23 protein-coding genes, 1 tRNA gene, 1 pseudogene and 1 riboswitch are annotated in these 24,789 nt (G+C 64.9%); of the genes and pseudogenes, 17 read left to right on the forward strand and 8 right to left on the reverse strand.

The window, feature by feature from the left end:
• Positions 1–146 precede the first annotated feature (146 nt).
• Together nrdR and glyA are read right to left on the reverse strand one after the other, a co-directional pair.
• A complete protein-coding gene (nrdR, locus tag F4827_RS02190) occupies positions 147–629 on the reverse strand; it encodes a transcriptional regulator NrdR (RefSeq protein WP_028220157.1) in 483 nt (160 codons plus the stop codon).
• A gap of 18 nt (positions 630–647) precedes the next feature.
• A complete protein-coding gene (gene glyA, locus F4827_RS02195; RefSeq protein WP_183720202.1) occupies positions 648–1,895 on the reverse strand; it encodes a serine hydroxymethyltransferase in 1,248 nt (415 codons plus the stop codon).
• A gap of 172 nt (positions 1,896–2,067) precedes the next feature.
• Positions 2,068–2,244: riboswitch (ZMP/ZTP riboswitch) on the reverse strand.
• A 176-nt stretch (positions 2,245–2,420) separates the two neighbouring features.
• Here glyA and ydfG point away from each other — a divergent pair.
• The 9 genes from ydfG (at position 2,421) to F4827_RS02240 (ending at position 8,971) form a co-directional block, all read left to right on the forward strand.
• The gene (gene ydfG / locus F4827_RS02200; RefSeq protein ID WP_183720199.1) at positions 2,421–3,167 is read left to right on the forward strand and encodes a bifunctional NADP-dependent 3-hydroxy acid dehydrogenase/3-hydroxypropionate dehydrogenase YdfG; all 747 of its coding nucleotides are present in this window, start codon (positions 2,421–2,423) and stop codon (positions 3,165–3,167) included.
• 77 nt (positions 3,168–3,244) lie between these two features.
• Positions 3,245–3,736, forward strand: a complete 492-nt coding sequence (gene ybgC / locus F4827_RS02205; RefSeq protein ID WP_183721308.1) for a tol-pal system-associated acyl-CoA thioesterase — start codon at positions 3,245–3,247, stop codon at positions 3,734–3,736.
• A 157-nt stretch (positions 3,737–3,893) separates the two neighbouring features.
• Positions 3,894–4,571 carry a protein TolQ gene (tolQ, locus tag F4827_RS02210; protein WP_027817805.1) on the forward strand — a complete coding sequence of 226 codons (678 nt, stop codon included), beginning with the start codon at positions 3,894–3,896 and terminating at the stop codon, positions 4,569–4,571.
• An 18-nt stretch (positions 4,572–4,589) separates the two neighbouring features.
• Positions 4,590–5,036 (forward strand): protein TolR, encoded by a 447-nt coding sequence (tolR, locus tag F4827_RS02215; RefSeq protein WP_183720196.1) that lies wholly within the window; start codon positions 4,590–4,592, stop codon positions 5,034–5,036.
• On the forward strand, positions 5,033–6,034 hold the full coding sequence (tolA, locus tag F4827_RS02220) for a cell envelope integrity protein TolA (RefSeq protein ID WP_183720193.1): 1,002 nt from the start codon (positions 5,033–5,035) through the stop codon (positions 6,032–6,034). Before tolR ends, tolA begins: the two co-directional genes overlap by 4 nt.
• 124 nt (positions 6,035–6,158) lie before the next feature.
• Positions 6,159–7,451, forward strand: coding sequence for a Tol-Pal system beta propeller repeat protein TolB (tolB, locus tag F4827_RS02225; RefSeq protein ID WP_183720190.1), 1,293 nt, complete (start codon positions 6,159–6,161; stop codon positions 7,449–7,451).
• Positions 7,452–7,469: 18 nt separating this feature from the next.
• Positions 7,470–7,979, forward strand: a complete 510-nt coding sequence (pal, locus tag F4827_RS02230; RefSeq protein ID WP_167069791.1) for a peptidoglycan-associated lipoprotein Pal — start codon at positions 7,470–7,472, stop codon at positions 7,977–7,979.
• A 22-nt stretch (positions 7,980–8,001) separates the two neighbouring features.
• Positions 8,002–8,751, forward strand: a complete 750-nt coding sequence (gene ybgF / locus F4827_RS02235; protein ID WP_183720187.1) for a tol-pal system protein YbgF — start codon at positions 8,002–8,004, stop codon at positions 8,749–8,751.
• A gap of 144 nt (positions 8,752–8,895) precedes the next feature.
• Positions 8,896–8,971: transfer RNA gene (locus F4827_RS02240), tRNA-Lys, on the forward strand.
• 46 nt (positions 8,972–9,017) lie between these two features.
• Here the strand turns inward: F4827_RS02240 and F4827_RS02245 are convergent.
• Positions 9,018–10,985 carry an acyltransferase family protein gene (locus F4827_RS02245; protein ID WP_183720184.1) on the reverse strand — a complete coding sequence of 656 codons (1,968 nt, stop codon included), beginning with the start codon at positions 10,983–10,985 and terminating at the stop codon, positions 9,018–9,020.
• A 141-nt stretch (positions 10,986–11,126) separates the two neighbouring features.
• On the opposite strand from F4827_RS02245, the gene F4827_RS02250 reads away from it, so the two are divergent.
• Complete coding sequence (locus tag F4827_RS02250) at positions 11,127–11,582, forward strand: BspC domain-containing protein (RefSeq protein WP_183720181.1); 456 nt, start codon at positions 11,127–11,129, stop codon at positions 11,580–11,582.
• 98 nt (positions 11,583–11,680) lie between these two features.
• Here F4827_RS02250 and F4827_RS02255 read toward each other — a convergent pair whose 3' ends face one another.
• From F4827_RS02255 to F4827_RS02265, 3 genes are all read right to left on the reverse strand, one after another.
• Entirely contained in the window at positions 11,681–12,262 is a 582-nt protein-coding gene (locus tag F4827_RS02255; protein WP_167069785.1) for a YceI family protein, read from the reverse strand.
• 78 nt (positions 12,263–12,340) lie between these two features.
• Positions 12,341–12,925, reverse strand: a complete 585-nt coding sequence (locus F4827_RS02260) for a YceI family protein (RefSeq protein ID WP_027817813.1) — start codon at positions 12,923–12,925, stop codon at positions 12,341–12,343.
• 45 nt (positions 12,926–12,970) lie between these two features.
• The gene (locus F4827_RS02265) at positions 12,971–13,540 is read right to left on the reverse strand and encodes a cytochrome b (RefSeq protein ID WP_409258749.1); all 570 of its coding nucleotides are present in this window, start codon (positions 13,538–13,540) and stop codon (positions 12,971–12,973) included.
• A gap of 110 nt (positions 13,541–13,650) precedes the next feature.
• Between F4827_RS02265 and F4827_RS02270 the strand changes: the two genes are divergently transcribed.
• Together F4827_RS02270 and F4827_RS02275 are read left to right on the forward strand one after the other, a co-directional pair.
• Positions 13,651–14,568, forward strand: coding sequence for a LysR family transcriptional regulator (locus F4827_RS02270; protein ID WP_183720175.1), 918 nt, complete (start codon positions 13,651–13,653; stop codon positions 14,566–14,568).
• A gap of 244 nt (positions 14,569–14,812) precedes the next feature.
• Positions 14,813–15,217 (forward strand): hypothetical protein, encoded by a 405-nt coding sequence (locus tag F4827_RS02275; protein WP_183720172.1) that lies wholly within the window; start codon positions 14,813–14,815, stop codon positions 15,215–15,217.
• A gap of 129 nt (positions 15,218–15,346) precedes the next feature.
• Here the strand turns inward: F4827_RS02275 and F4827_RS02280 are convergent.
• Positions 15,347–15,967: pseudogene (locus tag F4827_RS02280) on the reverse strand (ParB-like protein); the annotation flags it as partial.
• Between the two features lie 359 nt (positions 15,968–16,326).
• Here F4827_RS02280 and F4827_RS02285 point away from each other — a divergent pair.
• Positions 16,327–17,178, forward strand: coding sequence for a mechanosensitive ion channel family protein (locus F4827_RS02285; protein ID WP_183720166.1), 852 nt, complete (start codon positions 16,327–16,329; stop codon positions 17,176–17,178).
• 86 nt (positions 17,179–17,264) lie between these two features.
• Here F4827_RS02285 and F4827_RS02290 read toward each other — a convergent pair whose 3' ends face one another.
• Positions 17,265–17,951 (reverse strand): DedA family protein, encoded by a 687-nt coding sequence (locus tag F4827_RS02290; RefSeq protein WP_183720163.1) that lies wholly within the window; start codon positions 17,949–17,951, stop codon positions 17,265–17,267.
• A gap of 247 nt (positions 17,952–18,198) precedes the next feature.
• On the opposite strand from F4827_RS02290, the gene mutL reads away from it, so the two are divergent.
• The 4 genes from mutL (at position 18,199) to xylB (ending at position 24,728) form a co-directional block, all read left to right on the forward strand.
• Positions 18,199–20,394, forward strand: a complete 2,196-nt coding sequence (gene mutL / locus F4827_RS02295) for a DNA mismatch repair endonuclease MutL (RefSeq protein WP_183720160.1) — start codon at positions 18,199–18,201, stop codon at positions 20,392–20,394.
• A 22-nt stretch (positions 20,395–20,416) separates the two neighbouring features.
• Positions 20,417–21,403, forward strand: coding sequence for a tRNA (adenosine(37)-N6)-dimethylallyltransferase MiaA (miaA, locus tag F4827_RS02300; protein WP_409258753.1), 987 nt, complete (start codon positions 20,417–20,419; stop codon positions 21,401–21,403).
• Positions 21,404–21,719: 316 nt separating this feature from the next.
• Positions 21,720–23,126 (forward strand): D-arabinitol 4-dehydrogenase, encoded by a 1,407-nt coding sequence (dalD, locus tag F4827_RS02305; protein WP_183720154.1) that lies wholly within the window; start codon positions 21,720–21,722, stop codon positions 23,124–23,126.
• Positions 23,127–23,246: 120 nt separating this feature from the next.
• Entirely contained in the window at positions 23,247–24,728 is a 1,482-nt protein-coding gene (gene xylB, locus F4827_RS02310; RefSeq protein WP_183720151.1) for a xylulokinase, read from the forward strand.
• Positions 24,729–24,789: the final 61 nt, after the last annotated feature.

A 24,789-nucleotide genomic window follows, 5' to 3' on the forward strand; every position in this document is an offset into this window, starting at 1 on the left:
AATTGCAATCAATCTATTGATGAAAGGAAAACGGAACAATTAGCCGAACGGCTAGCTATCGCGCACACGATCGGCTCGCGAGAATGCGAGGGTCACGGGCAACGGCTGGGAGAAGGGAAATGCGAAGCAGCAATGCGCGCTGGCGTTCAGCGCTTTTTGGGCGGCGTGGCCGCGCCGCTTGCACGGCGGAATTCCTCGATCACGTCCTCGAATTCGGAGACGTCCTCGAAGCGCCGGTACACGGACGCAAAACGCACGAAGGCCACTTTGTCGAGCTCGCGAAGTTCGCCCATCACGAGTTCGCCAAGGCGCTCGCTACGCACTTCGCGCTCGCCGCTACCGAGCAGCTGGTACTCGATGCGGGCAACCGCCGCGTCGATCGCGTCGGCAGCAACGGGCCGCTTGCGCAGCGCCAGTTGCATGCTCGCCATGATCTTGCGGCGGTCGAATTCAGTGCGGCTGCCATCCTTCTTGACGATGGCCGGCATCGCCAGCTCGACCCGCTCATACGTCGTGAAACGCTTGTCGCAGGCCGGGCAGCGACGGCGGCGCCGGATCGCGGCGCCGTCCTCGGACACGCGCGAGTCCACCACTTGCGTGTCTTCATGCCGGCAGAAAGGGCAGCGCATGCTGGCTTGGTGCCTGGCTTAGCCGTAGACCGGGAAACGCTTGGTCAGCTCCGAAACTTGCGCCTTCACGCGCTCGATCGTTGCTGCGTCTTCCGGGTTGTCGAGCACGTCGGCGATCAGGTTGCCCACCTGTTCGGCTTCCTTCACGCCGAAGCCGCGCGTGGTCATCGCGGGCGAACCCAGGCGAATGCCGCTCGTAACAAACGGCTTTTCCGGATCGTTCGGGATCGCGTTCTTGTTGACAGTGATGTGCGCCGAACCCAGCACGGCTTCCGCTGCCTTGCCGGTGATGTTCTTCGCGCGCAGGTCGACCAGCATCACGTGGCTTTCCGTGCGGCCCGAGACGATGCGCAGACCGCGCTTGACCAGCGTTTCAGCCAGCACGCGGGCGTTCTCGACCACTTGCTGCTGGTAGGTCTTGAATTCCGGCGATGCCGCTTCCTTGAACGCCACCGCCTTGCCGGCGATCACGTGCATCAGCGGGCCGCCCTGGATGCCGGGGAAGATTGCCGAATTGATGGCCTTTTCATGTTCGGCCTTCATCAGGATCACGCCGCCGCGCGGGCCGCGCAGGCTCTTGTGCGTGGTCGTGGTGACGAAATCGGCGAACGGCACCGGGTTCGGGTACACGCCCGCGGCGATCAGACCGGCGTAGTGCGCCATGTCGACCATGAAGTACGCGCCAACTGCCTTCGCGACCTTGGCGATACGCTCGAAGTCGATGCGCAGCGCAAATGCCGATGCGCCCGCGATGATCAGCTTCGGCTTGGTTTCATGCGCGCGCTTTTCGAGTGCGTCGTAATCGATGTCTTCGTTCGCGTCGAGACCATAGCTCACGACGTTGAACCACTTGCCGCTCATGTTGAGCGCCATGCCGTGCGTGAGGTGACCACCTTCGGCGAGGCTCATGCCCATGATGGTGTCGCCCGGCTTCAGGACGGCAAAGAACACGCCCTGGTTGGCCTGCGAGCCCGAATTCGGCTGCACGTTGGCGGCTTCAGCGCCGAACAGCGCCTTCACGCGGTCGATGGCCAGTTGCTCGACGACGTCGACGTTTTCGCAGCCGCCGTAGTAACGCTTGCCGGGATAGCCTTCGGCGTACTTGTTGGTGAGCTGCGAACCCTGCGCGGCCATCACGGCGGGCGAGGTGTAGTTTTCCGACGCGATCAGTTCGATGTGATCTTCCTGACGGCGGTTTTCGAGTTCGATCGCGGCGAAGAGTTCGGGATCGACGTTGGCGATGGTGCTTTCGGCTCGGTTAAACATACGGATTCCGTTAAGTGTGTTCAGGTTGACCGGGTCTCGCGCGGAACGCGTAGCGGGTACGCGGCGCTGCTGGCAACGCTCCAGGAGCTATGGCCAGCCTTGACGTGGCGGAACAAGGTGCCGCACACGCGAGGCAGGACAGCCCGTGCAGCGCTGTTGAAAGCGCGCGGAACTCGGCTGCCCAGGCGAACGGCAAAACGGCACCCTGCGCTTCACGGTGGGTCGCTCCACCTTGAGTCCCCAGTCGAGCCATGCAGAGCACAGCTTGCCGGGCTTTTGTTACAGACGTTACAACCGCAGTTGCAACCTCAGCCCGTCGGGAACCCTATCGCCAGTCACGCAGGGATTGAGCGCGTTAGTGTATTGGAACCGCCCATATTAGGCAACCGGACCGGCTTCGGGCCCCCTGAGCCGCGGCTGGCGCGGCTTGCGCGGCTCGTGCGGGTATTGCCGCTTCCTTGCCGCAGCGCGGCATTGGAAGTAGGCTCTCCCCTTTCCTCGCCTTCTACCGACCAGGGAGCCACCATGATTGTCTTCGTCACCGGCGCATCAGCAGGATTTGGCGCCGCCATTGCCCGAGCCTTTGTGAAGGGCGGCCACCGCGTCGTCGCTACCGCCCGCCGCAAGGACCGTCTCGACGCCCTCGCCGCCGAGCTGGGTGACGCGCTGCTGCCGTTCGAGCTGGACGTGCGCGAGCGCGCCGCTGTCGAGGCCGCCCCCGCCGCCCTGCCGCCCGAATTCGCCAATATCGACGTGCTCGTCAACAACGCCGGCCTCGCGCTGGGCGTCGAGCCAGCCCACAAAGCCGATCTGGACGAGTGGGAAACCATGATCGACACCAACTGCACGGGTCTGGTGCAGGTCACCCGGGCGTTCCTGCCGGGCATGGTCGAGCGCAATCGCGGTCACATTTTCAATCTGGGCTCGGTGGCAGGCCGCTGGCCGTATGCGGGCGGCAATGTCTACGGCGCGACCAAGGCCTTCGTGCGCCAGTTCAGCCTGAACCTGCGCGCCGACCTCGCGGGCACGGCCCTACGCGTGACGGATATCGAGCCGGGCCTGTGCGGCGGCACCGAATTCTCAAACGTGCGCTACCGCGGCGACGACTCCAAGGCCGCCAACGTCTATAAGGATGTCGAACCGCTCACGGCCGAGGACATCGCCGATTCGATCTACTGGATCGCCACCCGCCCGGCGCATGTGAACATCAACACGATCGAACTGATGCCGGTCGCGCAGAGCTTCGCGGGACTCAACATTCATCGCGGCTAAAATCGCGGCTAAAACCTTTCGGAATACTTTCGTAGCTCAGTCGTCCGAACGGCGTAACGCTTATGCGTTCCGGTAGAATGCGCGGCATGGAAAGATCCACTAGCAAGCCGGATACGGCCCCAACACAGGCCGCGGAAGGTTTTACATGGCCGGTACGCGTCTATTACGAAGACACCGACGCCGGCGGCATCGTGTTCTACGCGAACTACCTGAAGTTCTTCGAGCGCGCGCGCACCGAATGGCTGCGCGCGTGCGGCGTCGATCAACGCAGGCTGGCCGAGGAATCGGGCACGCTCTTCGTCGTGCGCAGCACGGCGCTCGACTATCGGGCGCCCGCCCGTCTCGACGATGTCGTGACGATCGTGAGCCGTCTGGACAAGCTCGGGCGCGCCTCGGTGGACTTCATGCAGGAGGCGTGGCGCGGCGACACGCTGCTGGCAACGGGCAAAATTCGCGTTGCCTGCGTCGACGGCGACGCGATGCGCCCGTCCGCCATTCCTGGACACGTTTTCGCAGCTTTGGAGCGTGGCATGAAGAAAGTCTTACCCGCTGTGTCAACGACAACTTAACTATTGCCGTTGATACGACGCCAGTGAACTCGCGTCGGTCATCGCAGGACCAAGCTGGGTTCGGCCGCAGCTGTGTGAAGTCTTGCCGTTTGCCTTCGGGAAGCTTCGTATTGTCTTGCAGCCGCTCGCCCCTCCCGGGACGTCACAACGAATATTTATGAACACTACACAAGATCTGTCGATCATTTCACTCGTTCTTAATGCGAGCATACTGGCACAGGCGGTGATGGGACTGCTCCTGCTGCTTTCCCTGATTTCCTGGACCTTCATCTTCCGCAAGTGGTTTGCCATCCGCCGTGCGCGCCGGCAGACCGAGCGCTTCGAGCGCGACTTCTGGTCGGGCGGCGACCTGCAGGCGCTGTATCAAAGCGCCGCCAACAACCGTCACACGATCGGCGCGCTCGAACGCATTTTCGAGTCGGGCATGCGCGAATTCCTCAAGGCCAAAGAGAAACGTCTGAACGATCCGAGCCTTGTGCTCGACGGCGCGCGCCGCGCCATGCGCGCAGCGTTCCAGCGCGAGATGGATGCGCTCGAAGCGAACCTCTCGTTCCTCGCTTCGGTCGGCTCGGTCAGCCCGTACATCGGCCTGTTCGGCACGGTCTGGGGGATCATGAACGCGTTCCGCGGTCTGGCGAACGTGCAGCAGGCGACGCTTGCGAACGTCGCGCCCGGCATTGCCGAGGCGCTGACGGCCACCGCCATCGGTCTGTTTGCCGCAATCCCGGCCGTCGTTGCGTACAACAGCTACGCGCACGACATCGACCGTCTTGCGATTCGCTTCGAAACCTTCATCGAAGAGTTTTCGAACATCCTGCAGCGTCAGGCCCACTAATCTTCAAAGGAGTCGAAGATGGGAGGCTCAGTCCGTTCGAGCATGCGAGGCAGCCGCTCGCGCCGTGCCATGGCCGACATCAACGTCGTGCCGTACATCGACGTGATGCTGGTGCTGCTCGTGATCTTCATGGTGACCGCGCCGCTGGTGGCGCCGTCCATTGTCAATCTGCCGACCGTCGGTGGCGCATCGCAGCAGCAGCAGGTGCCGCCCGTGGTGGTGAACATTCGTCCCGACGGCAATCTGAGCGTACGCTACAAGGATGATTCGGGCGCCACGCAGCAGGAAACCATGTCGCGCGCCGATCTCAACAGTTTCGTTGCCGATCGAGAGCAAAGCCATCCCGACCAGCCGGTCGTGATCGCCGCCGACAAGGCTGTCAAGTACGAAACGGTGATGAACGTGATGTCCGATCTGAAGGCGCGCGGCGTCAAACGTGTCGGACTGCTCGTTAAATCGCAATGACCCGGAAGAACGAAACGTATCCATTGCAGCCACCGCGTGAGCGCGGCACGGGACGTGCTATAGCGCTCGCCGTGGTGATGCACGTGCTGCTCGGCTTCTTCCTCTACCACGGCATCCACTGGCAGAACAGCACGCCGGCGGGCGAGGAAGCGGAACTGTGGACCGAAGTCCCGGATCTTTCCACGCCCAAGCGCGCGCCGCCGCCCGTGCCGGTGCAGCCCGCCCCGCCGCCACCGCAGACTGAAGACGCCGACATCGCCTTGCAGCAGCAAAAGCGCAAGCAGCAACAGGAAGCGGCACGCGCGGCGCAACTGGCCGAACAGCAGCGCGTCAAGCAGCAGCAGGAAGCCGAAGCGAAACGTCAGCAGCAGCTGGCTGCCCAGCAGGCGGCGCAACTGGCCGCGCAGCAGAAGCAGGCGAAGCTCAAGCAACAGCAGCAGGAGCAGCAACAGGCCGCTGAAAAGCTCAAGCAGCAACAGCAGCAAGACGCGCTCAAGAAGCAGCAGGAAGAAGAACAGCAGCAGAAGCAGGCGAAGCTCGACGCCCAGAAGAAGGCCGACGCCGACAAGGCCGCCAGAGCCAAGGCGCAAGCCGATGCCCAGGCCAAAAAGATGGACGCCGAACGACGCGCGCGTATCGCCCAGATGCAAGGTGCGGTGGGTGGCGGCGAAAGCTCCAGCGGCAACGGCCTGGCGAAGAGCGGCACGGGCAGCGGCTCGGGCGGCAATGCGGCATCGGCCGGTTATGCCGAGAAGGTGCAGCGCCGCGTGCGTCCGAACATCGTGTGGGCCGGCGATACGTCGGGCCTCGAAACGGTGGTATCGGTGCATTGCGCGCCCAGCGGCACGTTGCTTTCGGCGACGATCACGCGCAGCAGCGGAAACTCGTCGTGGGACGACGCTGCACTGCGCGCGGTGCAGCGCTCGGATCCGATGCCGCAAGACACCGACGGCAAGACGCCGTCGAGCTTCAAGATTACCTTGCGCCCGGCCGGTTGACGGCGCAAGTCAAAGCACAGATAAGCTGGCGCGCGGCAGCAGACATGGAACGATTCGATGCATTTCGGGTCTGTCTGCTGTCCCGCGATGTGACAAATATCGCTTTTTCAGGAAACAGCACAGCATGAGTTTGATGACGAAGCTTGGCCTGCGTACCCTCGTCGCGTCCTGCCTGATTGCAGTCGGCGGCGCCGCGCACGCACAACTCAACGTCCTCGTCACCGGCGTGGGCTCCACCCAGTTCCCGATCGCCACGGCGACATTCGCCGGCGAGGCGAACTCGCCGCAGCAGGTCGCCGCCATCGTGCGCTCCGACCTCGCGCGCAGCGGCAAGTTCACGAACGTGGACGCGGGCAGCACGCCCGTGTCGGAAAACGACTCGGTCGACCTCGGCGGCTGGAAGGCCAAGGGCGCCAATGCGTTCGTCGCCGGCAGCGTCAACAAGTTGCCCAACGGCCAGTACGAAGTGCGCTTCAAACTGTACGACACCGTGAAGGGCGAAAGCCTCGGCGGTCTCGTGCTGCAAAGCCCGCCTGCCGGCCTGCGCATGAGCGCGCACAAGGTCGCGGACTACATCTACGCAAAGCTGATGGGCGACCGCGGCGTGTTCGCCACGCGTCTGTCGTACGTCATCAAGACGGGCGGCCGCTATCAGTTGCAGATTTCGGACTCCGATGGTCAGGACGCGCACATCGCGCTTTCCAGCCCGGAACCGATCATCTCGCCGGCCTGGTCGCCTGACGGCACCAAGGTCGCCTACGTTTCTTTCGAAAAGAAAAAGCCCATCGTCTACGTGCATGACCTGCCCACGGGGCGGCGCGTCATCATTTCGGATCAGAAGGGCAATAACTCGGCGCCTGCGTGGTCGCCGGATGGGCGCACGCTTGCCGTCGCCCTCTCGCGCACGGGCAATACCCAGATCTTCGCCGTCAATGCAGACGGCTCCGGTCTGCGCCGACTGACGCAAGGCACGACGATCGATACGGAACCCACCTACTCTCCTGACGGACGCTCGATTTACTTCACGAGCGATCGCGGTGGCCAGCCGCAGATTTACAAGATGTCAGCCCAGGGCGAAAGCGCTGGTTCGGCGCAACGCGTGACGTTTTCCGGCAGCTACAACACGAGCCCGCGGGTCAGCCCGGACGGCAAGCAGCTGGCGTACATCTCGCGCACCGGGGGCGGATTTAAGCTGTACATTCAGGATCTGCAGTCCGGCGTAGCGACCGCCCTGACCGACACGACACATGACGAATCGCCCAGCTTCGCGGCGAACGGTCAGTACATTCTTTACGCCACACAGGTGAACGGCCGTGGCGTGCTGGCTGCTGTTTCGACCGACGGTCGTACGCGGCAAATCCTGTCCGTTCAGGGCGGCAGCGTACGCGAGCCGTCCTGGGGTCCTTTTATGCAATAACACTTCAGGAGAGCAACAATGATGTCGAATAAAGTCCGCCTGGCTCTGGCCGTTTTGATGATCGGTGCGCTGGCAGCGTGTAAGTCGGCTCCGAAGGCCGACGAAAACGCAAACGCCGGCAACATGAGCACGCAACCGAACCCGAACGCCGTCGCGCAAGTGAACGTCGATCCGCTGAACGATCCGAACAGCCCGCTCGCCAAGCGCAGCGTGTACTTCGACTTCGACAGCTACGCAGTCAAGGATGACTACCAGAGCGTGATTCAGGCACACGCACAGTACCTGAAGACGCACCCGGAACGTCACGTCCTGATCCAGGGCAACACCGACGAGCGCGGCACGAGCGAGTACAACCTGGCACTGGGCCAGAAGCGTGCTGAAGCCGTCCGCAAGGCGCTGTCGCTGATGGGCGTGCCGGATTCGCAGATGGAAGCCGTCAGCCTCGGCAAGGAAAAGCCGCTGGCAACCGGCCACGACGAAGCATCGTGGGCGCAGAACCGCCGTGCTGACCTCGTGTACCAACAGTAATTAGCATTGGATGAAGGGGCGTATGTCGCACCGTTTCTCCCCGCTGCGGTTTGCCGCAGCCGCCTGCGTGGCCGGCGTCGCCTTCTCGGCGCTGCCGGCCCACGCGGGTCTCTTCGATGACGATCAGGCGCGCCAGGCGATTCTCGACCTGCGGGCGAAGACGGACAATCTGAACAGTCAGTTGTCGGCCGCGCAACGCACGATCCTCGACCAGTCCAACCGTATCGACCAGCTCAACCAGCAGGTCGCGACGCTGCGTGGACAGAACGAGGACCTCGGCAATGAGCTGACGACGCTCGCGAAGCAGCAGAAGGACTACTACACGGACCTGGACACGCGCCTCAAAAAGTTCGAGCCGCAACAGGAAACCGTGGACGGCGTGCAAGGCACGGTTCAGCCGGGTGAGATGGATGCGTTCAACTCCGCCTCCACGCAGTTTCGCAACGGCGACTTCAAGCAGGCCGCCGCGTCGTTCCGCAGCTTCGTCTCGAAGTATCCGCAGAGCCCGTATCAGCCGACCGCGCAGTACTGGCTCGGCAATGCGCTCTATGCGCTGAAGGATTACAAGGGATCGACTGCGACGTGGCAGAACGTGGTCAGCAAGTATCCGCAGCATCCGCGCGCGCCCGAGGCGTTGATGGCGATTGCGAACAATCAGATCGAGCAGGGGCAAAAGGCTGCGGCCAAACGCACGCTCGAACAGATCGTTTCGCAGTACGGCAGCTCGGAAGTGGCGCAGGCCGCGCAAAGCAAGCTCTCGCAGCTGAAGTAAGCGCTGCCCGCTGGATCGCCTTGATGGTTTCGGAAGGCCCGGAAGACGTCGGCAGGTTTGACGTGTTTCGGGCCTTTTCTATTTTTGGCGCGCCCGGGTAGTTGACACCCTCCGGGTGTCTCGCTATAATCCCGCTTCTCTTTTGGGTCGTTAGCTCAGCTGGTAGAGCAGCGGACTTTTAATCCGTTGGTCACAGGTTCGAATCCCGTACGGCCTACCAAAGATAATGTGAAAAGCCCGGTCATCACGACCGGGCTTTTTGCTTTTCAGCTTCCGTTTCTCGCCGCGCCCAACGCGCCCGCCACGCTTGCCTGACCCATCGCACGCCTCAACGCCGCTTCGATAGCAGGCGCAAGGTACGCGACGCCCGCTTCGCTCAGATGGTCGGTATCGGCGAACAGCGCGCGGTCGTCTTTCACCGTATAGCAGACCTGTCCCGCGCACATCGCCGCAAACGGATCGACCACGATCACCTCACCGCCGCGCGCAGCGAACGACGCGATCTCCTGCCCCATGCCGTAGAGCCGCGCCTGCCCCGCGCGCGTCACCGTCATATCGCCGATCGCGTGGCCCGCCTGGAATTGCGCCCTCGCCCATTGATGCGGCAGATCTCCGCCCGGGCTCGGCACCGATGTCACCAGCACGAGCTTACCGTGGCGTTCGGCCAGCGTCGCCGCGATCTGTCGGATCACGTCGCCCTCATAGCCCGGATCGTAGCATTGCCAGTCGCCGGCGATCACCACGTAACGCAGCGTCGGCGTGCGCATGAAGTGGTCGAAGACGAAGTTGGCAAATCGTTCGCAACCCGAAAACACCTCCGCGCCCGATCCCTTGAAGACCTGCCCCTTGAACGGCGGACAGCCGCCTTGGGTCGCGACGATGCCGGGCACACCGAGCTTCGCGGCGATATCGTCGACGGCGGGCTGCAGGCGGTTCGCGAAGGAATCGCCCCATAGCATCAGCGACGGCGACCCGCCATTTGTCCCGTTCGCAGCGCCTATGGTGCAGAAGTCGCCGGGCTGCGTGGTCCGCTTCGTCCCGTCCACGTCGCGCATGCATTTATCGGCTTGGGGATGCGTGTTGAGCGTTGCGTACGTAACGCTGCGCTGCCAACGCGGCAGGCGCTGCGGCCAGCCATCGCTCGCCTTCATCGCCCCTGAAAACGCGAACGCAAGCGCCACGCACCCGAGCGCACCGGCGAGCAATTGCCGATTGCTGGAGCGTTTGCGCGTCGGGACTTCGACCAATCGATATGAGAGCCAACCCGCAAGCGTCGCAGCAACAATCATCGCTGCGGTCTGCAAGACTGCCGGATCATGGCCCGTGCGCTCCCGAAACGCGAGCAGGATCGGCCAGTGCCAGAGATAGACCGAATACGAAATCGTGCCGAGAAACTGCACCGGCCGCGCGCCGAGCACGCGCGTTACCACGCCGCTGCGTGCGTAGATGATCAGCATCGTGCCCAGCACGGGAAAGAGCGCGCGCCAGCCGGGATAAGGATCGTCCGCGCTCAACGCGACGATGCCCCAACCAATCAGCCCGATGCCAAGCAGTCCGAGCGGCTGCGCAATGAGCGCGCGCGGCGCGCGCCCGCGCGTATACACGGCAACCACCGATCCGGCCATGAATTCCCACGCACGGCTCCACAGCAGATAGAACGTTGAGTTCGCATCGGCGGGCGTATGGACGATGCACCAGACCAGCGAAGCCAGTGCGATCGCCGCAAACAGCGCCGTGCCCAGGCGCTGACGCAGCGCGCCGCTTTTCGGCCAGAACACCACGCACAGAAAGGCAAAGATCAGATAGAACTGCGATTCGAGCGAGAGCGACCAGGTGTGCAGGAAGAGGTTCTGCTTCGCGTCCGGCGCGAAGTAGCCCGTCGCGCCGTGAAAGACGTAGTTCGAGCGCATCACGAGCACGGACGTCGCATCGCGTACGAGACGCATGTAATCGTCGGGCAGATAGGCGTAGCCGGCCCACGCCACGGTGGCGAGCGTCACGACGACGAGCGCCGGAAAAATGCGCCGCACGCGCCGCATCAGGAATTCGCGCACCGACCAGTTGCCGCTGCGAATCTCGCCATAGGTAATCGACGTCAGCAAGAAGCCGGAGATCACGAAGAAGATATCGACGCCGACAAACCCGCCGTGCGCAGGCCAAACGCCATAGTGATAGAGCACGACCGCGGCCACCGCGATTGCGCGCAGGCCATTCACATCTTTTCTGAATTGCATCGGCGCTTCCGTGAGCTTTTTTCAGGCGGGGATTATCGTCGATTTCGCCTGGCTGCGGCCCGCGCGAACCAGCCCCGGCATCAGCGTGTATACTCTCGCCCTCCCCGCTGTTCTCCACTCCGCTGCACAGGCCACGTCAACATGAAGTTCCCGACTCTCGCCTGCGCTCTCGTCGCGCTGCTCTGGGTCAGTCTGCGCGCTCAGGCGCAGGTTCAAGCTCCTCCCGAAGACTACGAATACCTGCGCCGCATCCGCGTGCCCGACGCCGTCGTGAACTGCGTCGCCGCGCTCGACGAATGGGTGCGCCAGGCGCAGCGCTACGATTCGCTGCTCGTGCCCGACCGCCGCGCGCTCACCGCCAGGGTGGAAAGCCCTGTGCCCGCCAGCGCGATCGCACAGGCATCGGCTGCGAGCCCCACACCGCAGGCCTCGCCCATCGACACGCTGATCCATCTGCGCGCCTTCGCGAAAGTGCGCGGCAAATACGCGTGGGTGCCCGTCAAGGCGACGTGCGGCATCTGGCATTCGCACGTGGTCGACGTGGCGCTCACGCCGCGCACGGTGCATGCAGGTTCATCGAGTTCGCCGATTCACTGATCTGTCAGGCTCGCCGACGCCAAAACAGCTCGCGCCAAAAAGCAAAAAGCCCGTGCGCTCTCACGCACGGGCTTTTTTGACGGCAACTGAAACTACGCTCAGTCAGCCTTCACGCCTTCGACCTGGATCTGCAGCGTCGTCAGCATCTTGAAGCCGTACGCCTGGCCATAGTTCACGCCGAAGTCCGAGCGGTCGAACTGGGCGGTCGCGTCCGCGCCGCACACTTCGCGCTTGAGCATCGGGTTCTGGAAGCACTTGAACGAGTCGATCTTCAGGTTCAGCGGCTTCGTGACGCCGTGCAGCGTGAACGTGCCGATCACTTCAACGGGCTTGTCGCCGTCGAACTTGATCGACGTACCCTTGTAGACGGCCGTCGGGTATTTGGCTGCGTCGAGCATTTCAGCCGAGCTGACGTGCTTGTCGAGCGCCTTGTTGCCGGTGTCGATCGACGATGCGTCGATGGTCACGTCGACCGTGCCGGTCTTCGCTGCGGTGTCGAGCACGACGGTGCCCGAGCTCTTCGTGAACTTGCCGCGCCACACCGACACGCCGCCGAAGTGATCGGTTTCGAAGCTCGGGTACGTGTGCGTCGGGTCGAGATTGTAGGTCGTAGCAGCAGCGAATGCAGGCGTAGCGATGGCGGCAGCCAGTGCTGCGGCGGCGAAAATCGTGGTCTTCATGGAAGCGTGGGTCCTGGGGTGAGTCCAGTTACGGATGACGGATGAACCGGGATGAATCGAGAAAACGGCCAACGCGCGTCAGTGCGCGGCAGCCACGATGTGAAACTTGATCTGCACGTCGTCGGCGACCACCGAGGTGTCTTTCCACTCGCCCGTGCCGATGTTGTACGCCAGGCGCTTGATGGGCAGCGCGCCATCGAACACCTGGTTCGCGCCGTCCTTGTGGTACGTCACGGGCACGACCACGTCGGTCGTCTTGCCCTTGATCGTGAGCTTGCCCGCCACGCTGTACGCGCCGTTTGCGCCCGGCTTGATCTGCGTGGAGACGAAGGTCGCATGCGGGAATTTGCCGGCGTCGAACCACTCGTCGCCAGCGACTTCCTTGTTGTAGTCCGGCGAGCCGAGATCGAAGCTCGCAACATCCACGTCGAGCTTCGCGCTCGATGCGGCGGCGTTGGCCGGATCGAAGTGCACATCGGCGCTGAACTTGTTGAACTTGCCTTCGACCGGCACGTTCATCTGCTTGAACACGGCGGAGACCGTGCTCTTGGCGTTATCGGCCGCATCCGCGTTCAGTGCGAACGAAGCGGTGAAGGCCGCACCGGCGGCGAGCGCCGCGCCGAGCGCGACGACGGAGACTTTGGAGGCGAGACGCTGGATCATGTTCGTTCGGTTCGCAATGAGCGGTAGAGAGATCGGGGATCGGTTTTAGTCGCGCGGCGTGCCAAACGGCAGCATGCGCGCGAGGACATTCTGACGGTCGAGCAGTTGATGCTTCGCCACGGCGAGCACATGCACCACCACCACGGCGAGCAGCGCATAGTCGAGCGTCACGTGCACGGTGCGCAGCACGCCCTTGAGCGCGGTGTCGGGGCCGATCAGCGTGGGCAGCGGCCAGATGCCGAGATACACCACCTGTATGCCCGCCGCCGAGCTGTAGAGATAGCCGCTCACGGGAATCGCGATCATCAGCAGATACAGCGCGAAGTGCCCCAGGTGCGCGGCGCCCTTCTCCCAGCCGTGCATCGAGCGCGGCAGCGCGGGCGCGGCGTGGGTCGCGCGCCAGAGAACACGCACCAGCACCAGCGCGAGCACCGTCACGCCGATCCACTTGTGCCACGAAAAATAACGCAGCTTGGTGGGCGTGAAACCGGGGATATCGGTCATGACCCAGCCGAGCGCGAAGCCCCAGACGATCAGCGCGGCAATCAGCCAGTGCAGCAGCATCGCGACGCCGCTGTAGCGGCCAGTGGGCTTGACGGAACGGTTCATCGGCATGAGCACCTTCGAGTACCTTCGATAACGAACGCGCACTTTAACCCGGGTCTAGCTATACAAACAATCGTCTAAAATGGATCGTTACCATCCATTTTTTCGATAGGTGGACCATGGACCGCTCGCCCAGCCTCGAACAACTGCGCGCCTTGATCGCCGTGGCCGAAACCGGCAGTTTCTCGGCGGCCGCGCGTCAGCTCGACCGCGCGCAGTCGGTGGTGAGCTACTCCATCGCGAATCTGGAGTCGCTGCTGGGCGTGGCGCTGTTCGAGCGCGGCAAGCGCAAGCCTGAACTCACCGCCGCAGGCCGGACGATTCTCGCCGATGCGCGCCGTCTCGATCTGCTGATGGGCCAGCTTAACGCCAAGGCCGCGGGCCTGCAGCGCGGGCTGGAAGGCGAGGTGTCCGTAGCCGTCGACGTGATGTTTCCTTCGCAACGGCTGGTGGAAGCCTTGCAGGCATTCGCAAAGGCGTTTCCCACCGTGGCGCTCAATCTCACCATGGAGGCGCTGGGCGGCGTGATCAAGCTGGTGCTGGACGGCGACTGCGCGATCGGCATCAGCGGGCCGAACCAGAACTGGCCGCATGTGATCGAGGCGCAATCGATCGGCACGGTCGAACTCGTACTGGTGGCCGCGCCCTGCCATCCGCTTGCGCAGGCGCCGCAGCCGGTGCGCATCTCGGACGCGCGCGATCACACCCAGCTTGTCCTCACCGACCGCAGCCGTCTCACGGTCGGGCAGACCTTCGGCGTCTATAGCAATCGCACGTGGAAGCTTGGCGACCTGGGCGCCAAACACCGGCTCCTGCTCGCGGGGCTTGGCTGGGGATCGATGCCGCGTCATCTCGTCGAAGCCGATCTCGAAGCGGGCCGGCTCGTACGCATCGTCCTGGCCGATCGCGGTTCGGTGAACTACAACGTCTCGCTGATCCACCGCACTGACGCCGCTACCGGTCCAGCCTGTCAGTGGCTCTGCCATTTTCTGACAAGCGGCACAGCGCCCGACGCGCCGCTACCCGACGCCCGATGAGCACTCAAGCACCTTCCCCGCGCACGCTCTGCCCGATTGCGTTGCACGGATACAACCGTCGCGCCTGCGCCTGACCAAAGTTGACAAAGCCGCCGCAGCCGCGCCGCGTAAAGCGCGGGTGCGGCTGCGCATGGCCGCGCGCGCTCGAACCTACCCGAGACGTACCCGACGGCGATTTTTCGAGATGCCGAGGCGTGCCATGATCGCGCCGCTTCCAGCCTTTCGCCGGCCATCGGCCCGTCCTATGCACAACTTCGTCTGCTGCCTGCTCTCGAATCTCGTCCTGCTTGCCGTCGTGCGACTGGCCTGCTGGTTCATTCACGCGATGCGTCCGGACCTCACGCCGCACGCCACACGCATCTTCGTCGGCATGATGGCGATACTGTGCGTGTTCGACGCGGCGCTCACTTTCCTCGTATTCGCCGAAGCGGGCGGGCCCTGGACGATCTACCACCCGGTCAGTGCGTTCTTTGCGCGCACCGTTGCCTATGGCCTCGCTGTGGCGGTTGCGCTGGCCCTCGGCCGCCGCATCGCGCGACGCCACGCGCGGGAGCGCCATGCGACCGAACGCCATGCGAACGAGCGCGGCAAGGGCGGCGCGCTCGTGATCGAAACGTCGCCGTACAGCAAATCCACGCTGCCGATGTGAGCGCGCCTGCCCGGTCTACTTCTTCTTTGCCTTGTTCTTTCCCTTGGCCGCGGCATCGCTGGCATCGCTGGCATCGCTGGCTGAAGCGGCCCGCGCCACCGCCCCGCCCGAGCCATTGGCCGCCGCTGCCGCCGGCACCACGCCAGACCAGCCCGGCAGATAGCGCGCATCGGCGTCGTGCGCATGAGCGAGCGCATCGGCGAGCGCCTTGTCGAAGTCCCTGGACACGCGCGCCGCGCTCACCTTCTGGCGCAGGTAATCGGCCCAAAGGAATTCGCTGAAGGGCGTGGTGTCCTTGGCGTAACCGCCCGCCACGCGCAACTCGCCCGCGAGACTGCGGTACGGGTCGTCTGCGAGAGCGGAAAGCTGTTTAGGCAGCGCGTCGTAGTCGCAGCGCTCGCCCGAAGCATTGAAGGGATGCACCCACTGGTTGTGTTCCATCATGCGCCAGAAGATCGTCTGGTCCAGCCAGGAGAGATCCTTGATGACGGTCACGCGCACGCTCGCCACGCCTTCGTGCAGCCACGCGAGCCCCAGGTGGTGATGGTCCACCACGTAGTAGCGCCCCTTCGGGCCCAGCACGGCCGGAAACCAGTGATTCTCGATGGCTGCGGCGCGGCCTTTCTTGTCGAGCGTCTTCCAGTGCGTGCGCTTGAGCTCAACCTCACGGTAGCCGACCGTGAGCTGCGTGGGCCGCAGCGATTCGAGATCGACGGTGATGAGATGCAGATCGGAATTCGACAGGTTCATGAAGCCTCCTTGTAGGTGTACTGATCGCTGAAAACGTTTTGAGCCGGCTCGCAAGACAACCCGCAACGATAACGCCGAACGCCTATCCGGTGCGCATCAACTAAAGAGCGGACCTCGTCATACTCCGCGCGCATTGCCTTGGGTCAACCCCGAAACGCGTGGGCACGCAGGATGCAAGCGATCGCCGCTTCGCCTATAAATGCACAAGCGATGCGGATACGGGCCGCGCGTCACGCCCGTCATAACACCCTTGCCTCGCCCCACGGTTGCACAGTCGTCGTTTCAGTCGCTTCAACATGCAGGTCCCTGCAGTTCAACGCGTCTTTTCCGGCTCAATCACCGAATCAAGCGAGGGCATCTTGGATCTCGAAACCATCCGCGTATTCATCATGACCCGGGGCATCGACTTCGGGACCAAGGTCCTGGCGGCCATCGTCCTGTGGATCGTCGGCCGCTGGGCGATCAATCTCGTCGCGGGCTTCCTGCGCAAGATGCTCGGGCGCAACGAACGCGTCGATCCCACGCTCGCGCATTACCTGAGTTCGATCCTCGCGGCGCTCCTGAACCTGATCCTGGTGCTGGCGATCCTGCAGGTGTTCGGCGTGCAGACCACCTCGTTCGCGGCGCTGCTCGCGGGCTTGGGTCTGGCGATCGGCACGGCGTGGGGCGGCCTGCTCGCGCACTTCGCGGCGGGCGTGTTCATGCAGGTGCTGCGCCCGTTCAGGGTGGGCGACTTCGTGACGGCGGGCGGCGTGACGGGCACGGTGAAGGAACTGGGCATCTTTGGCACGACCATCATCTCGCCCGACAACGTCGTGAACATCATCGGCAACAACAAGATCTTTTCGGACACGATCTCGAACTACAGCGCCACGCCCGTGCGCCGCGTCGAACTCACCGCGAAGATCGCCAACGGCGTCGATCCCGTCGATGCGGCCAGCCGCCTGCGCGCGGCCATCGCGAAGATTCCGAACGTCGCCGCGGAGCCCGCGCCCGACGTCGAGATTCTCTCGTTCACGCCCGAGGGGCCGCTGCTGGCCGTGCGCCCCTACACGAACAACGACACGTACTGGCAGGTGTACTTCGATACCAACCGCGCGATCGTCGAGACTTTCCGCGACGCCGGCTACCCGACGCCGGAGACGCCTTCGATCATCCGGCGCGTGGGTGCGCAAGGCCCTCAAGACCCGCAGGCCACGCAATCCAGCTAGAGCACCAGGCAAGAAAAACGGCATCGTCCTTGCGGGCGATGCCGTTTTTTATGAGGCTTCTGGGCCGCGAAGGCGCTCAGTTCGCCTTAGTTCCCATTCGGCCCGCGCACGGCATTGCCGCCGCTGTTCTTGCGCATCATCTTCCACAGACCGCCCAGCACCACCGGCACGATGGCCGCGCCGATACCTACCAGCACGATGATGTTGAGGTATTGCCGGATGAACGGAATATTGCCGAAGAAGAAGCCCAGCAGCACCAGCAGCAGCACCCAGAACAGCGCCCCCGCGATATTGAAGAGCTGGAAGCGCTGCATGCTCATCTGCGAGACCCCGGCGACGAAAGGCGCGAACGTGCGCACGACCGGAATGAAACGCGCCAGCACGATGGTCTTGCCGCCGTGGCGCTCATAGAAGTCGTGGGTTTTCTGCAGGGCGGCGCGGTCGAGAAAGCGTTCGAGCACCGGAATGCGCGTATTGAACACCTTCGGCCCGATCGCGCGACCGATCAGATAGTTGAGCGTGTTGCCCGTGACCGCCGCGACGATCAGCAAAGTGAGCAACGCGCCAAGGTTCATCTCATGCGTGGCCGCAAACGCCCCGCCGATGAAGAGCAGCGAATCGCCGGGCAGAAACGGCAGGATGACGAGGCCAGTCTCGCAGAACACGATCAGGAACAGCACCGCATAGACCCACGCACCGTACTGGTGGATGAAGACACCGAGAAACTTGTCGATGTGCAAGACAAGATTGACGAACTGCAGCAGCGTATCCAAAAGTGTCCCTTATTGGTCATGGCTTTGGCGCGCTTGCTCGTACCCGGTGGGTGACGATTCGGAGCGCGCGAAACCGTTGTTGCGCGAGAAGCAAAATTGACCGCGCCATGATACCGAAAGTGCCCGGCGTCACGAAAAATTCCCACGAAAAACCGCAAAAATGCGCGCAATGCACAGCCAAAGCGCGCCAACCGGAGACAAAACCGGGGCCGCAAGGGCCGCCGCCCGAGTCGTTATAATTGCGCGCATGTCCGCCGATCTCGAACCTAAAGTCGATCCCGCCGTCGATGCCAACGTCGATCCCGCCATCGACTCCGCCACGCCCGCTGCCCCGAGCGCGCCGCCCGAACCGCGCGCCGCCCAGCCCGCGCGCGCGATCCAGGCGCTGCCCGACCAGCTCATCAGCCAGATCGCGGCGGGCGAAGTGGTCGAGCGCCCCGCCTCGGTGGTGAAGGAGTTGCTCGAAAACGCGCTCGACGCGGGCGCGAGGACGCTGCGCATCCTGCTCGACGAAGGCGGCGTGAAGCGCATTTCGATCGCCGACGACGGCTGCGGCATTCCCGAAAGCGAGCTGCCGCTCGCGCTGATGCGCCACGCCACCAGCAAGATCCGCTCGCTCGCCGAACTCGAAAGCGTCGCGACGCTCGGGTTCCGCGGCGAAGCGCTCGCCTCGATCGCCTCGGTCGCCGAGATGTCGATCACCAGCCGTCCCGCCAGCGCCGCGCACGCGGTGAAGATCGACGCCAGCACCGGTGCGCTCTCGCCCGCCGCAGGCGGCCAGGGCACCACCATCGAAGTGCGCGAGCTGTACTTCAACACGCCCGCGCGCCGCAAGTTCCTCAAGAGCGAGCAGACCGAACTCGGCCATTGCCTGGAGATGATCCGCCGCAGCGCGCTCGCGCGTCCCGACGTGGCGATCTCGGTGCTGCACAACGGGCGCGCGGTCGAGCACTGGAACCCGAGCGATCCGTCCACGCGCGTCTCGAAGATTCTCGGCGAGGTGTTCGCCACGGCCCACCTGCCGCTCGACGAGCGCGCGGGGCCGCTTGCCGTCTATGGCTGCGCGGGCCTGCCCACGGCCAGCCGCAATCGCGCCGATCAGCAGTACTTCTTCGTCAACGGCCGCTTCGTGCGCGACAAGCTGCTCACGCACGCCGTGCGCGCCGCCTACGAAGATGTGCTGCATGGCGATCGATATCCGTCCTACGTGCTGTTCCTCGACCTGCCGCCCGAGGCCGTCGATGTGAACGTGCATCCGTCGAAGATCGAAGTGCGTTTCCGCGATTCGCGCTCGATTCACCAGTTCGTGTTCCATGCCGTGCAGCGCGCGCTCGCGCGGCACGCCGGGGCGTCGCCGGAAACCACCTCGGGTGGCCATTCGGCGATGATCGAGCCGCGCGCCATGCCAGGCGCGGGCGTGCTCGGCGCATCGGTGGGCCTGAGTTCGGGTGCAACGGGCGGCGCGGGTACGCTAGGCACGCTGGGCACCGTGGGCGGCGGATCGGCTTCGGGCTTTGGTGCGGGATCGGGCAAGTTCGGCACGGCCAGCGTGGCGAGCAGCTTTGGCGGATCGGGTGGCTCGCGTACGTCGGGCTTCGGCGCTGGCGGTGCGGGCGGTTCAGGTGGCTCAGGCGGCGCGGGCGGTTCGTCCAGCGGCAACACGTGGCTGCGCCAGTCGCGCATGCAGCAAGGCTCGCTGCCGGTTGCGCAGCCGCTCGCGCTCTATGACGCGTTGTTCGGCCGCAAGGACGTCGGTGCAGGCACGGCCGATGGCTCGACCGTGGCGCAAGCCGCCGAAGCCGGCGCGCCGCTCGACACCCAGACGAGCGCCACGCAACCCGCCTTCGACGCCCGCGACGATCATCCGCTCGGTTTCGCGCTCGGCCAGGTGCACGGTATCTACGTGCTGGCGCAGAACGCGCGCGGCCTCGTGATCGTCGATATGCACGCCGCGCACGAGCGCATCCTCTACGAGCAGTTCAAGCACGCGCTGGCCGAACGCTCGCTCGCGGTGCAGCCGCTGCTGATTCCGATTTCGATGACGGCGGATCCGATCGAAACCGGTACCGTGGAAGAGGAAAAAGCCACGCTCGAAGCGCTGGGCTTCGACCTCGCGGTGCTCTCGCCCACCTCGATTGCGATCCGCGCCGTGCCCGCTTTGCTCAAGGACGCCGATCTGCAGGCGCTCGCCCGCGCCGTGCTCGCCGATCTGCACGCCTACGGCGGCTCGCGCGTGCTGACCGAGCGCCAGCATGAGATGCTCGGCACGCTCGCCTGCCATCACGCGGTGCGCGCGAACCGGCGTCTCACGCTCGATGAGATGAACGCGCTGCTGCGCCAGATGGAAACGACCGAGCGCGCCGACCAGTGCAATCATGGCCGCCCGACGTGGTATCAGCTCACGCTCGCCGATCTCGATCGCCTCTTCATGCGCGGTCAATAAGGTCAACGAGACGTCAATGAGCATGGCTGAGAAGTCGAATCACGGATTGCCGGTCGCGTGCCTGCTGGGCCCGACCGCTTCGGGCAAAACGGCATCCGCGCTGGAATTCGCCGCGCAATCGAAGGCGCGCGGCCGCGAGGTCGAGATCGTCAGCGTCGATTCGGCGCTGGTCTATCGCGGCATGGACATTGGCACGGCCAAGCCCGACGCGCAGGAGCGCGCGGCGGCCGTGCATCATCTGATCGACATCGTCGATCCCGCCGACGCCTACTCCGCCGCCAGCTTCCGCGCCGACGCCCTGCGCGTGACGGGCGAGATCGTCGCGCGCGGCAACGTGCCCCTGCTGGTAGGCGGCACGATGCTTTACTACAAGGCACTCACGCAAGGCCTCAACGATCTGCCGACCGCCGACGCCGCCGTGCGTGCGCAGCTCGACGCCGACGCGGCCCGCGACGGCTGGCCCGCGCTGCACGCGCGTCTGGCCGAAGTCGATGCGCCCACCGCCGCGCGTCTCGCGCCCAACGACTCGCAGCGCATCCAGCGCGCGCTGGAAATCTATCTGCTGACCGGCCAGCCGATGTCGACACTGCTGGCCGCGCCGCGCCAGGCCGCCACGGACGACGACGCGGCGCGCTACCGCTTCGTGCCGATCGCCCTCGAACCGTCGGATCGCGGCGTGCTGCACAAGCGCATTGAGCAGCGCTTCGACGCGATGCTCGCGAACGGTCTGCTCGACGAAGTGAAGGCGCTGCGCGCGCGCGGCGATCTGAACGCAGAGATGCCGTCGATGCGCTGCGTGGGCTATCGCCAGGCGTGGGAGTATCTGGACGGCGAAATCGACTACGCAACCATGCGCGATAAAGGCGTATTCGCCACGCGTCAGCTTTGCAAGCGCCAGTTGACCTGGCTGCGTGCGATGCCCGAGCGCATCGTGGTCGATTGCTGCGCGGTTGATGTGACGGCGCAGGCGGTGGCGGCGGTCGCCGCAATTGCAGGCTCGACGAGCTGATATCTCAGCGCGGCGCATCCGTCGCTGCGCCTTCCTCACCTCCTTCTCGCGCGCCTTTTGTGCGCCACAACAACCGCGCCCCGCCATTCCCCGGCGCGCGCGGTCGCGCCCTTTTAACTCCACTTCTTCGCACTGCATCAGCGAAATCGCGTTGCTGCCGTCTTGACTTTCGCGCGAGTGAATACGATCATTCGTTCATCAATAGAGCAAATGCTCACACCGAGAGCCGACGGCCGCCCACTGGCGCACGCCCCACGCGCGCGTCGCCAAGGGGCTGCAAAAAGGCCAACTCAAGGCGAAAAATCAGGAGACATTTATGGACAGCGCACGCAGCGACGCGAACGTGATCCTGCACATCGGCGCCGGGTCGTTCCACCGGGCGCATCAGGCGTGGTATCTGCACCGCGTCAACCTCACGCGAGAGGCCGGCGAACCCGCGTGGTCGCTAACCGTGGGCAATATTCGCGCCGATATGAATCCCGTGATGGACGCCCTCGCCGCGCAACGAGGCGTCTATACGCTCGAAACCGTCACGCCGCAGGGCGAGCGCCATTACGAGCAGATTCACTCGATCACGCGCGTTTTGCCGTGGTCGGCGAAGCTGGACAGTCTCATCGAAGCGGGCGCCGATCCGGCCTGCAAGATCATCGCCTTCACGGTGACCGAAGGCGGCTACTACCTCGACGAGCACGACCACCTCGACACCGCGAACCCCGATCTGGCCGCCGATCTGAACGGTGCGCGCGCCACCATCTACGGCGCGCTCGCGGCGATCCTGGAAGCGCGCATGGCGCGCGGCGGCGCACCCGTCACGCTGCAAACCTGCGACAACCTGCGCAGCAACGGCAAGCGCTTTCATGCGGGCATGCGCGAATTCCTCGGCCTGCGAGGCGCGCTGGCGCTGCGCGAGTGGTTCGACGCCAACACGGCCTGCCCCGATTCGATGGTCGACCGCATCACGCCGCGCCCCACGCCCGACGTGCGCGAGCGCGTGAAGGCCGCCACCGGCGTCGACGATGCCTGCCCCGTGATGGGCGAAGCGTTTATCCAGTGGGTGATAGAGGATCACTTCTGCGCGGGCCGCCCCGCCTGGGAGCGCGCGGGCGCGAAAATGGTCGAATCGGTGATGCCTTACGAGGAGGCGAAGATCCGCATCCTCAACGCCACGCATAGCTGCATCGCGTGGGCGGGCACGCTGGTGGGCCTCGACTTCATCCACGAAGGCACGGTCGACGCCGATATCCAGGCTTTCGCGCGCGCCTACGTCACCGAGGACGTGATCCCCTGCCTCACGCCCAGCCCGTTCGATCTCGCGAAGTATCGCGACGTGGTGCTCGAACGCTTCAGCAATCCGTATATCCAGGACACCAATCAGCGCGTGGCCGCTGATGGATTCTCGAAGATCCCCGGCTTTATCGCGCCGACCATCGCACAGCGTATCGCCGCCGGCGCGACGCCCGCCGCGACGGCGCTGCTGCCCGCGCTGTTCCTGCGCTTCTTGCAGCGCTGGAACGCGGGCACGCTGCCCTGGCAGTATCAGGACGGCGTGATGGACGGCCCGTCCGTGGCGAAGATGTTCGAATCGAAAGATCCGCTCGAAGCCTTCGCCGCCGACAAGCTGCTGTGGGGCAGCCTCGCGGGCAGCGCGCCGCTTGTCGCCGCGCTGCGCGATGCGCTCGCGCGCGTCGATGCCTGGCTTGCCCAACGCGGCTGCAGCGTTTGACGGCGCCTTCATTACTATCGCAACCGGACGCGCGCCGCGCCCTCGGGTCGGCGCGCATGGCGTCGTCCTGTCCGCGCGGCTAAAGTAGCGCCTCCACCTACACGAACTGTGCGCGCGCCCATGTATCTCGGCATCGACCTCGGCACCTCCGAAGTGAAAGTTCTGCTGCTCGCGCCCGACGGCCGCGTGATCGGCACGGCGGGCTCGCCGTTTACGGTCTCGCGACCCCATCCGCGCTGGGCCGAGCAGAATCCCGCCGACTGGTGGGACGGCACGCGCCAGGCGCTCGCCGCGCTGCGCGCGAAGCATCCCCACGAATTCGCCGAAGTGCGCGGCATCGGTCTTTCCGGGCAGATGCACGGCGCGGTGCTGCTCGACAAAGAGGACACCGTACTGCGTCCCGCGATCCTCTGGAACGACATGCGCGCCGTGGACGAATGCGCCGAGCTGACCGCGCGCGCGCCGCAACTGCATCGCGTGGCGGGCAATCTGGCCATGCCCGGTTTCACCGCGCCCAAACTGCTGTGGGTCGCGCGTCACGAACCCGAACTGTTCCGCAAGACTGCCTGCGTGCTGCTGCCCAAGGACTGGCTGCGCCTGAAGCTCACGGGCGGCAAGGTCTCCGATCCGTCCGATGCGGCGGGCACGCTCTGGCTCGACGTGGCCAAACGCGACTGGTCGGACGCGCTGCTCGACGCATGCAACATGACGCGCGCGCAGATGCCCGCGCTCGCCGAAGGCAGTGCGCCGTCGGGCACCTTGCTGCCGGGCTTGGCGCGCGAATTCGGCCTGCGCGAGGACGTGGTGGTGGCGGCGGGCGGCGGCGACAACGCCACCAGCGCGATCGGCATTGGCGCGGTGCAGCCTGGCGACGGCTTCGTGTCGCTCGGCACCTCGGGCGTGCTGTGCGTGATCGGCGATCGGTTCGCGCCGAATCCGGCGTCGGCCGTCCATGCCTTCTGTCACGCGATTCCCGATCGCTGGCATCAGATGAGCGTGGTGCTCTCCGCGGCCAGTTGCCTGCGCTGGGTCTGCAAGCTCACCGGCACCGACGAGCCCACCCTGCTCGCCGAAGTCGAAAAGCTCGACGCGCGCACGCTGCCGCACGCGCCCCTCTTCCTGCCGTATCTCTCGGGCGAGCGCACGCCGCACAACGATCCGTACGCGCAGGGCGTGTTCTTCGGCATGACGCACGCGACCGATCGCGCGCTGCTCGGCTATGCCGTGCTCGAAGGCGTGACGCTCGCGCTCACCGATGGTCTCGACGCATTGCGCGCCGCGGGTACGGAAGTCGGGGCGCTCTCGATGCTGGGCGGCGGCGCGCGCAGCGCCTACTGGGCCCAGTTGGTAGCCGATGCCTTCGACACGCCCACGCGCCAGCACGGCGGCGGCGAAACCGGCGCGGCGCTGGGCGCGGCACGTCTTGGCTGGCTCGCGGCGGGCGGCAACTGCGACACGGTGCTCGCCAAGGCGACCGTCACCGCCGAATACACGCCCGACGCCGCGCGCCACGCGGCGTTGCGCGAACGGCTGGAGTCCTACCGCGCGCTCTACCGTCATGTGCGGCCGCTGTTCGACCCGGCGCGCGAAAGGCTGGCGTAGGCGCTTCCTGTTTCGCGTAAACTCCGCACGCAATCCAACCACGCTCGCGCCACCGCTTCCA

It is taken from the genome of Paraburkholderia bannensis, assembly GCF_014200455.1.
In the GTDB taxonomy this organism is placed as follows: Bacteria; Pseudomonadota; Gammaproteobacteria; order Burkholderiales; family Burkholderiaceae; genus Paraburkholderia; species Paraburkholderia bannensis_A.

What these genes read in the sequence shown, in the direction of transcription:
- tolB (WP_183720190.1), top strand. Translation starts at nt 6,159, where the DNA reads ATGAGTTTGATGACGAAGCTTGGCCTGCGTACCCTCGTCGCGTCCTGC.
- tolA (WP_183720193.1), top strand. Translation starts at nt 5,033, where the DNA reads ATGACCCGGAAGAACGAAACGTATCCATTGCAGCCACCGCGTGAGCGC.
- ybgC (WP_183721308.1), top strand. Translation starts at nt 3,245, where the DNA reads ATGCGCGGCATGGAAAGATCCACTAGCAAGCCGGATACGGCCCCAACA.
- tolR (WP_183720196.1), top strand. Translation starts at nt 4,590, where the DNA reads ATGGGAGGCTCAGTCCGTTCGAGCATGCGAGGCAGCCGCTCGCGCCGT.
- F4827_RS02260 (WP_027817813.1), bottom strand. Translation starts at nt 12,925, where the DNA reads ATGATCCAGCGTCTCGCCTCCAAAGTCTCCGTCGTCGCGCTCGGCGCG.
- ybgF (WP_183720187.1), top strand. Translation starts at nt 8,002, where the DNA reads ATGTCGCACCGTTTCTCCCCGCTGCGGTTTGCCGCAGCCGCCTGCGTG.
- F4827_RS02275 (WP_183720172.1), top strand. Translation starts at nt 14,813, where the DNA reads ATGCACAACTTCGTCTGCTGCCTGCTCTCGAATCTCGTCCTGCTTGCC.
- F4827_RS02255 (WP_167069785.1), bottom strand. Translation starts at nt 12,262, where the DNA reads ATGAAGACCACGATTTTCGCCGCCGCAGCACTGGCTGCCGCCATCGCT.
- F4827_RS02250 (WP_183720181.1), top strand. Translation starts at nt 11,127, where the DNA reads ATGAAGTTCCCGACTCTCGCCTGCGCTCTCGTCGCGCTGCTCTGGGTC.
- miaA (WP_409258753.1), top strand. Translation starts at nt 20,417, where the DNA reads ATGGCTGAGAAGTCGAATCACGGATTGCCGGTCGCGTGCCTGCTGGGC.
- F4827_RS02265 (WP_409258749.1), bottom strand. Translation starts at nt 13,540, where the DNA reads ATGCCGATGAACCGTTCCGTCAAGCCCACTGGCCGCTACAGCGGCGTC.
- F4827_RS02245 (WP_183720184.1), bottom strand. Translation starts at nt 10,985, where the DNA reads ATGCAATTCAGAAAAGATGTGAATGGCCTGCGCGCAATCGCGGTGGCC.
- dalD (WP_183720154.1), top strand. Translation starts at nt 21,720, where the DNA reads ATGGACAGCGCACGCAGCGACGCGAACGTGATCCTGCACATCGGCGCC.
- tolQ (WP_027817805.1), top strand. Translation starts at nt 3,894, where the DNA reads ATGAACACTACACAAGATCTGTCGATCATTTCACTCGTTCTTAATGCG.
- mutL (WP_183720160.1), top strand. Translation starts at nt 18,199, where the DNA reads ATGTCCGCCGATCTCGAACCTAAAGTCGATCCCGCCGTCGATGCCAAC.
- pal (WP_167069791.1), top strand. Translation starts at nt 7,470, where the DNA reads ATGATGTCGAATAAAGTCCGCCTGGCTCTGGCCGTTTTGATGATCGGT.
- xylB (WP_183720151.1), top strand. Translation starts at nt 23,247, where the DNA reads ATGTATCTCGGCATCGACCTCGGCACCTCCGAAGTGAAAGTTCTGCTG.
- ydfG (WP_183720199.1), top strand. Translation starts at nt 2,421, where the DNA reads ATGATTGTCTTCGTCACCGGCGCATCAGCAGGATTTGGCGCCGCCATT.
- nrdR (WP_028220157.1), bottom strand. Translation starts at nt 629, where the DNA reads ATGCGCTGCCCTTTCTGCCGGCATGAAGACACGCAAGTGGTGGACTCG.
- F4827_RS02270 (WP_183720175.1), top strand. Translation starts at nt 13,651, where the DNA reads ATGGACCGCTCGCCCAGCCTCGAACAACTGCGCGCCTTGATCGCCGTG.
- glyA (WP_183720202.1), bottom strand. Translation starts at nt 1,895, where the DNA reads ATGTTTAACCGAGCCGAAAGCACCATCGCCAACGTCGATCCCGAACTC.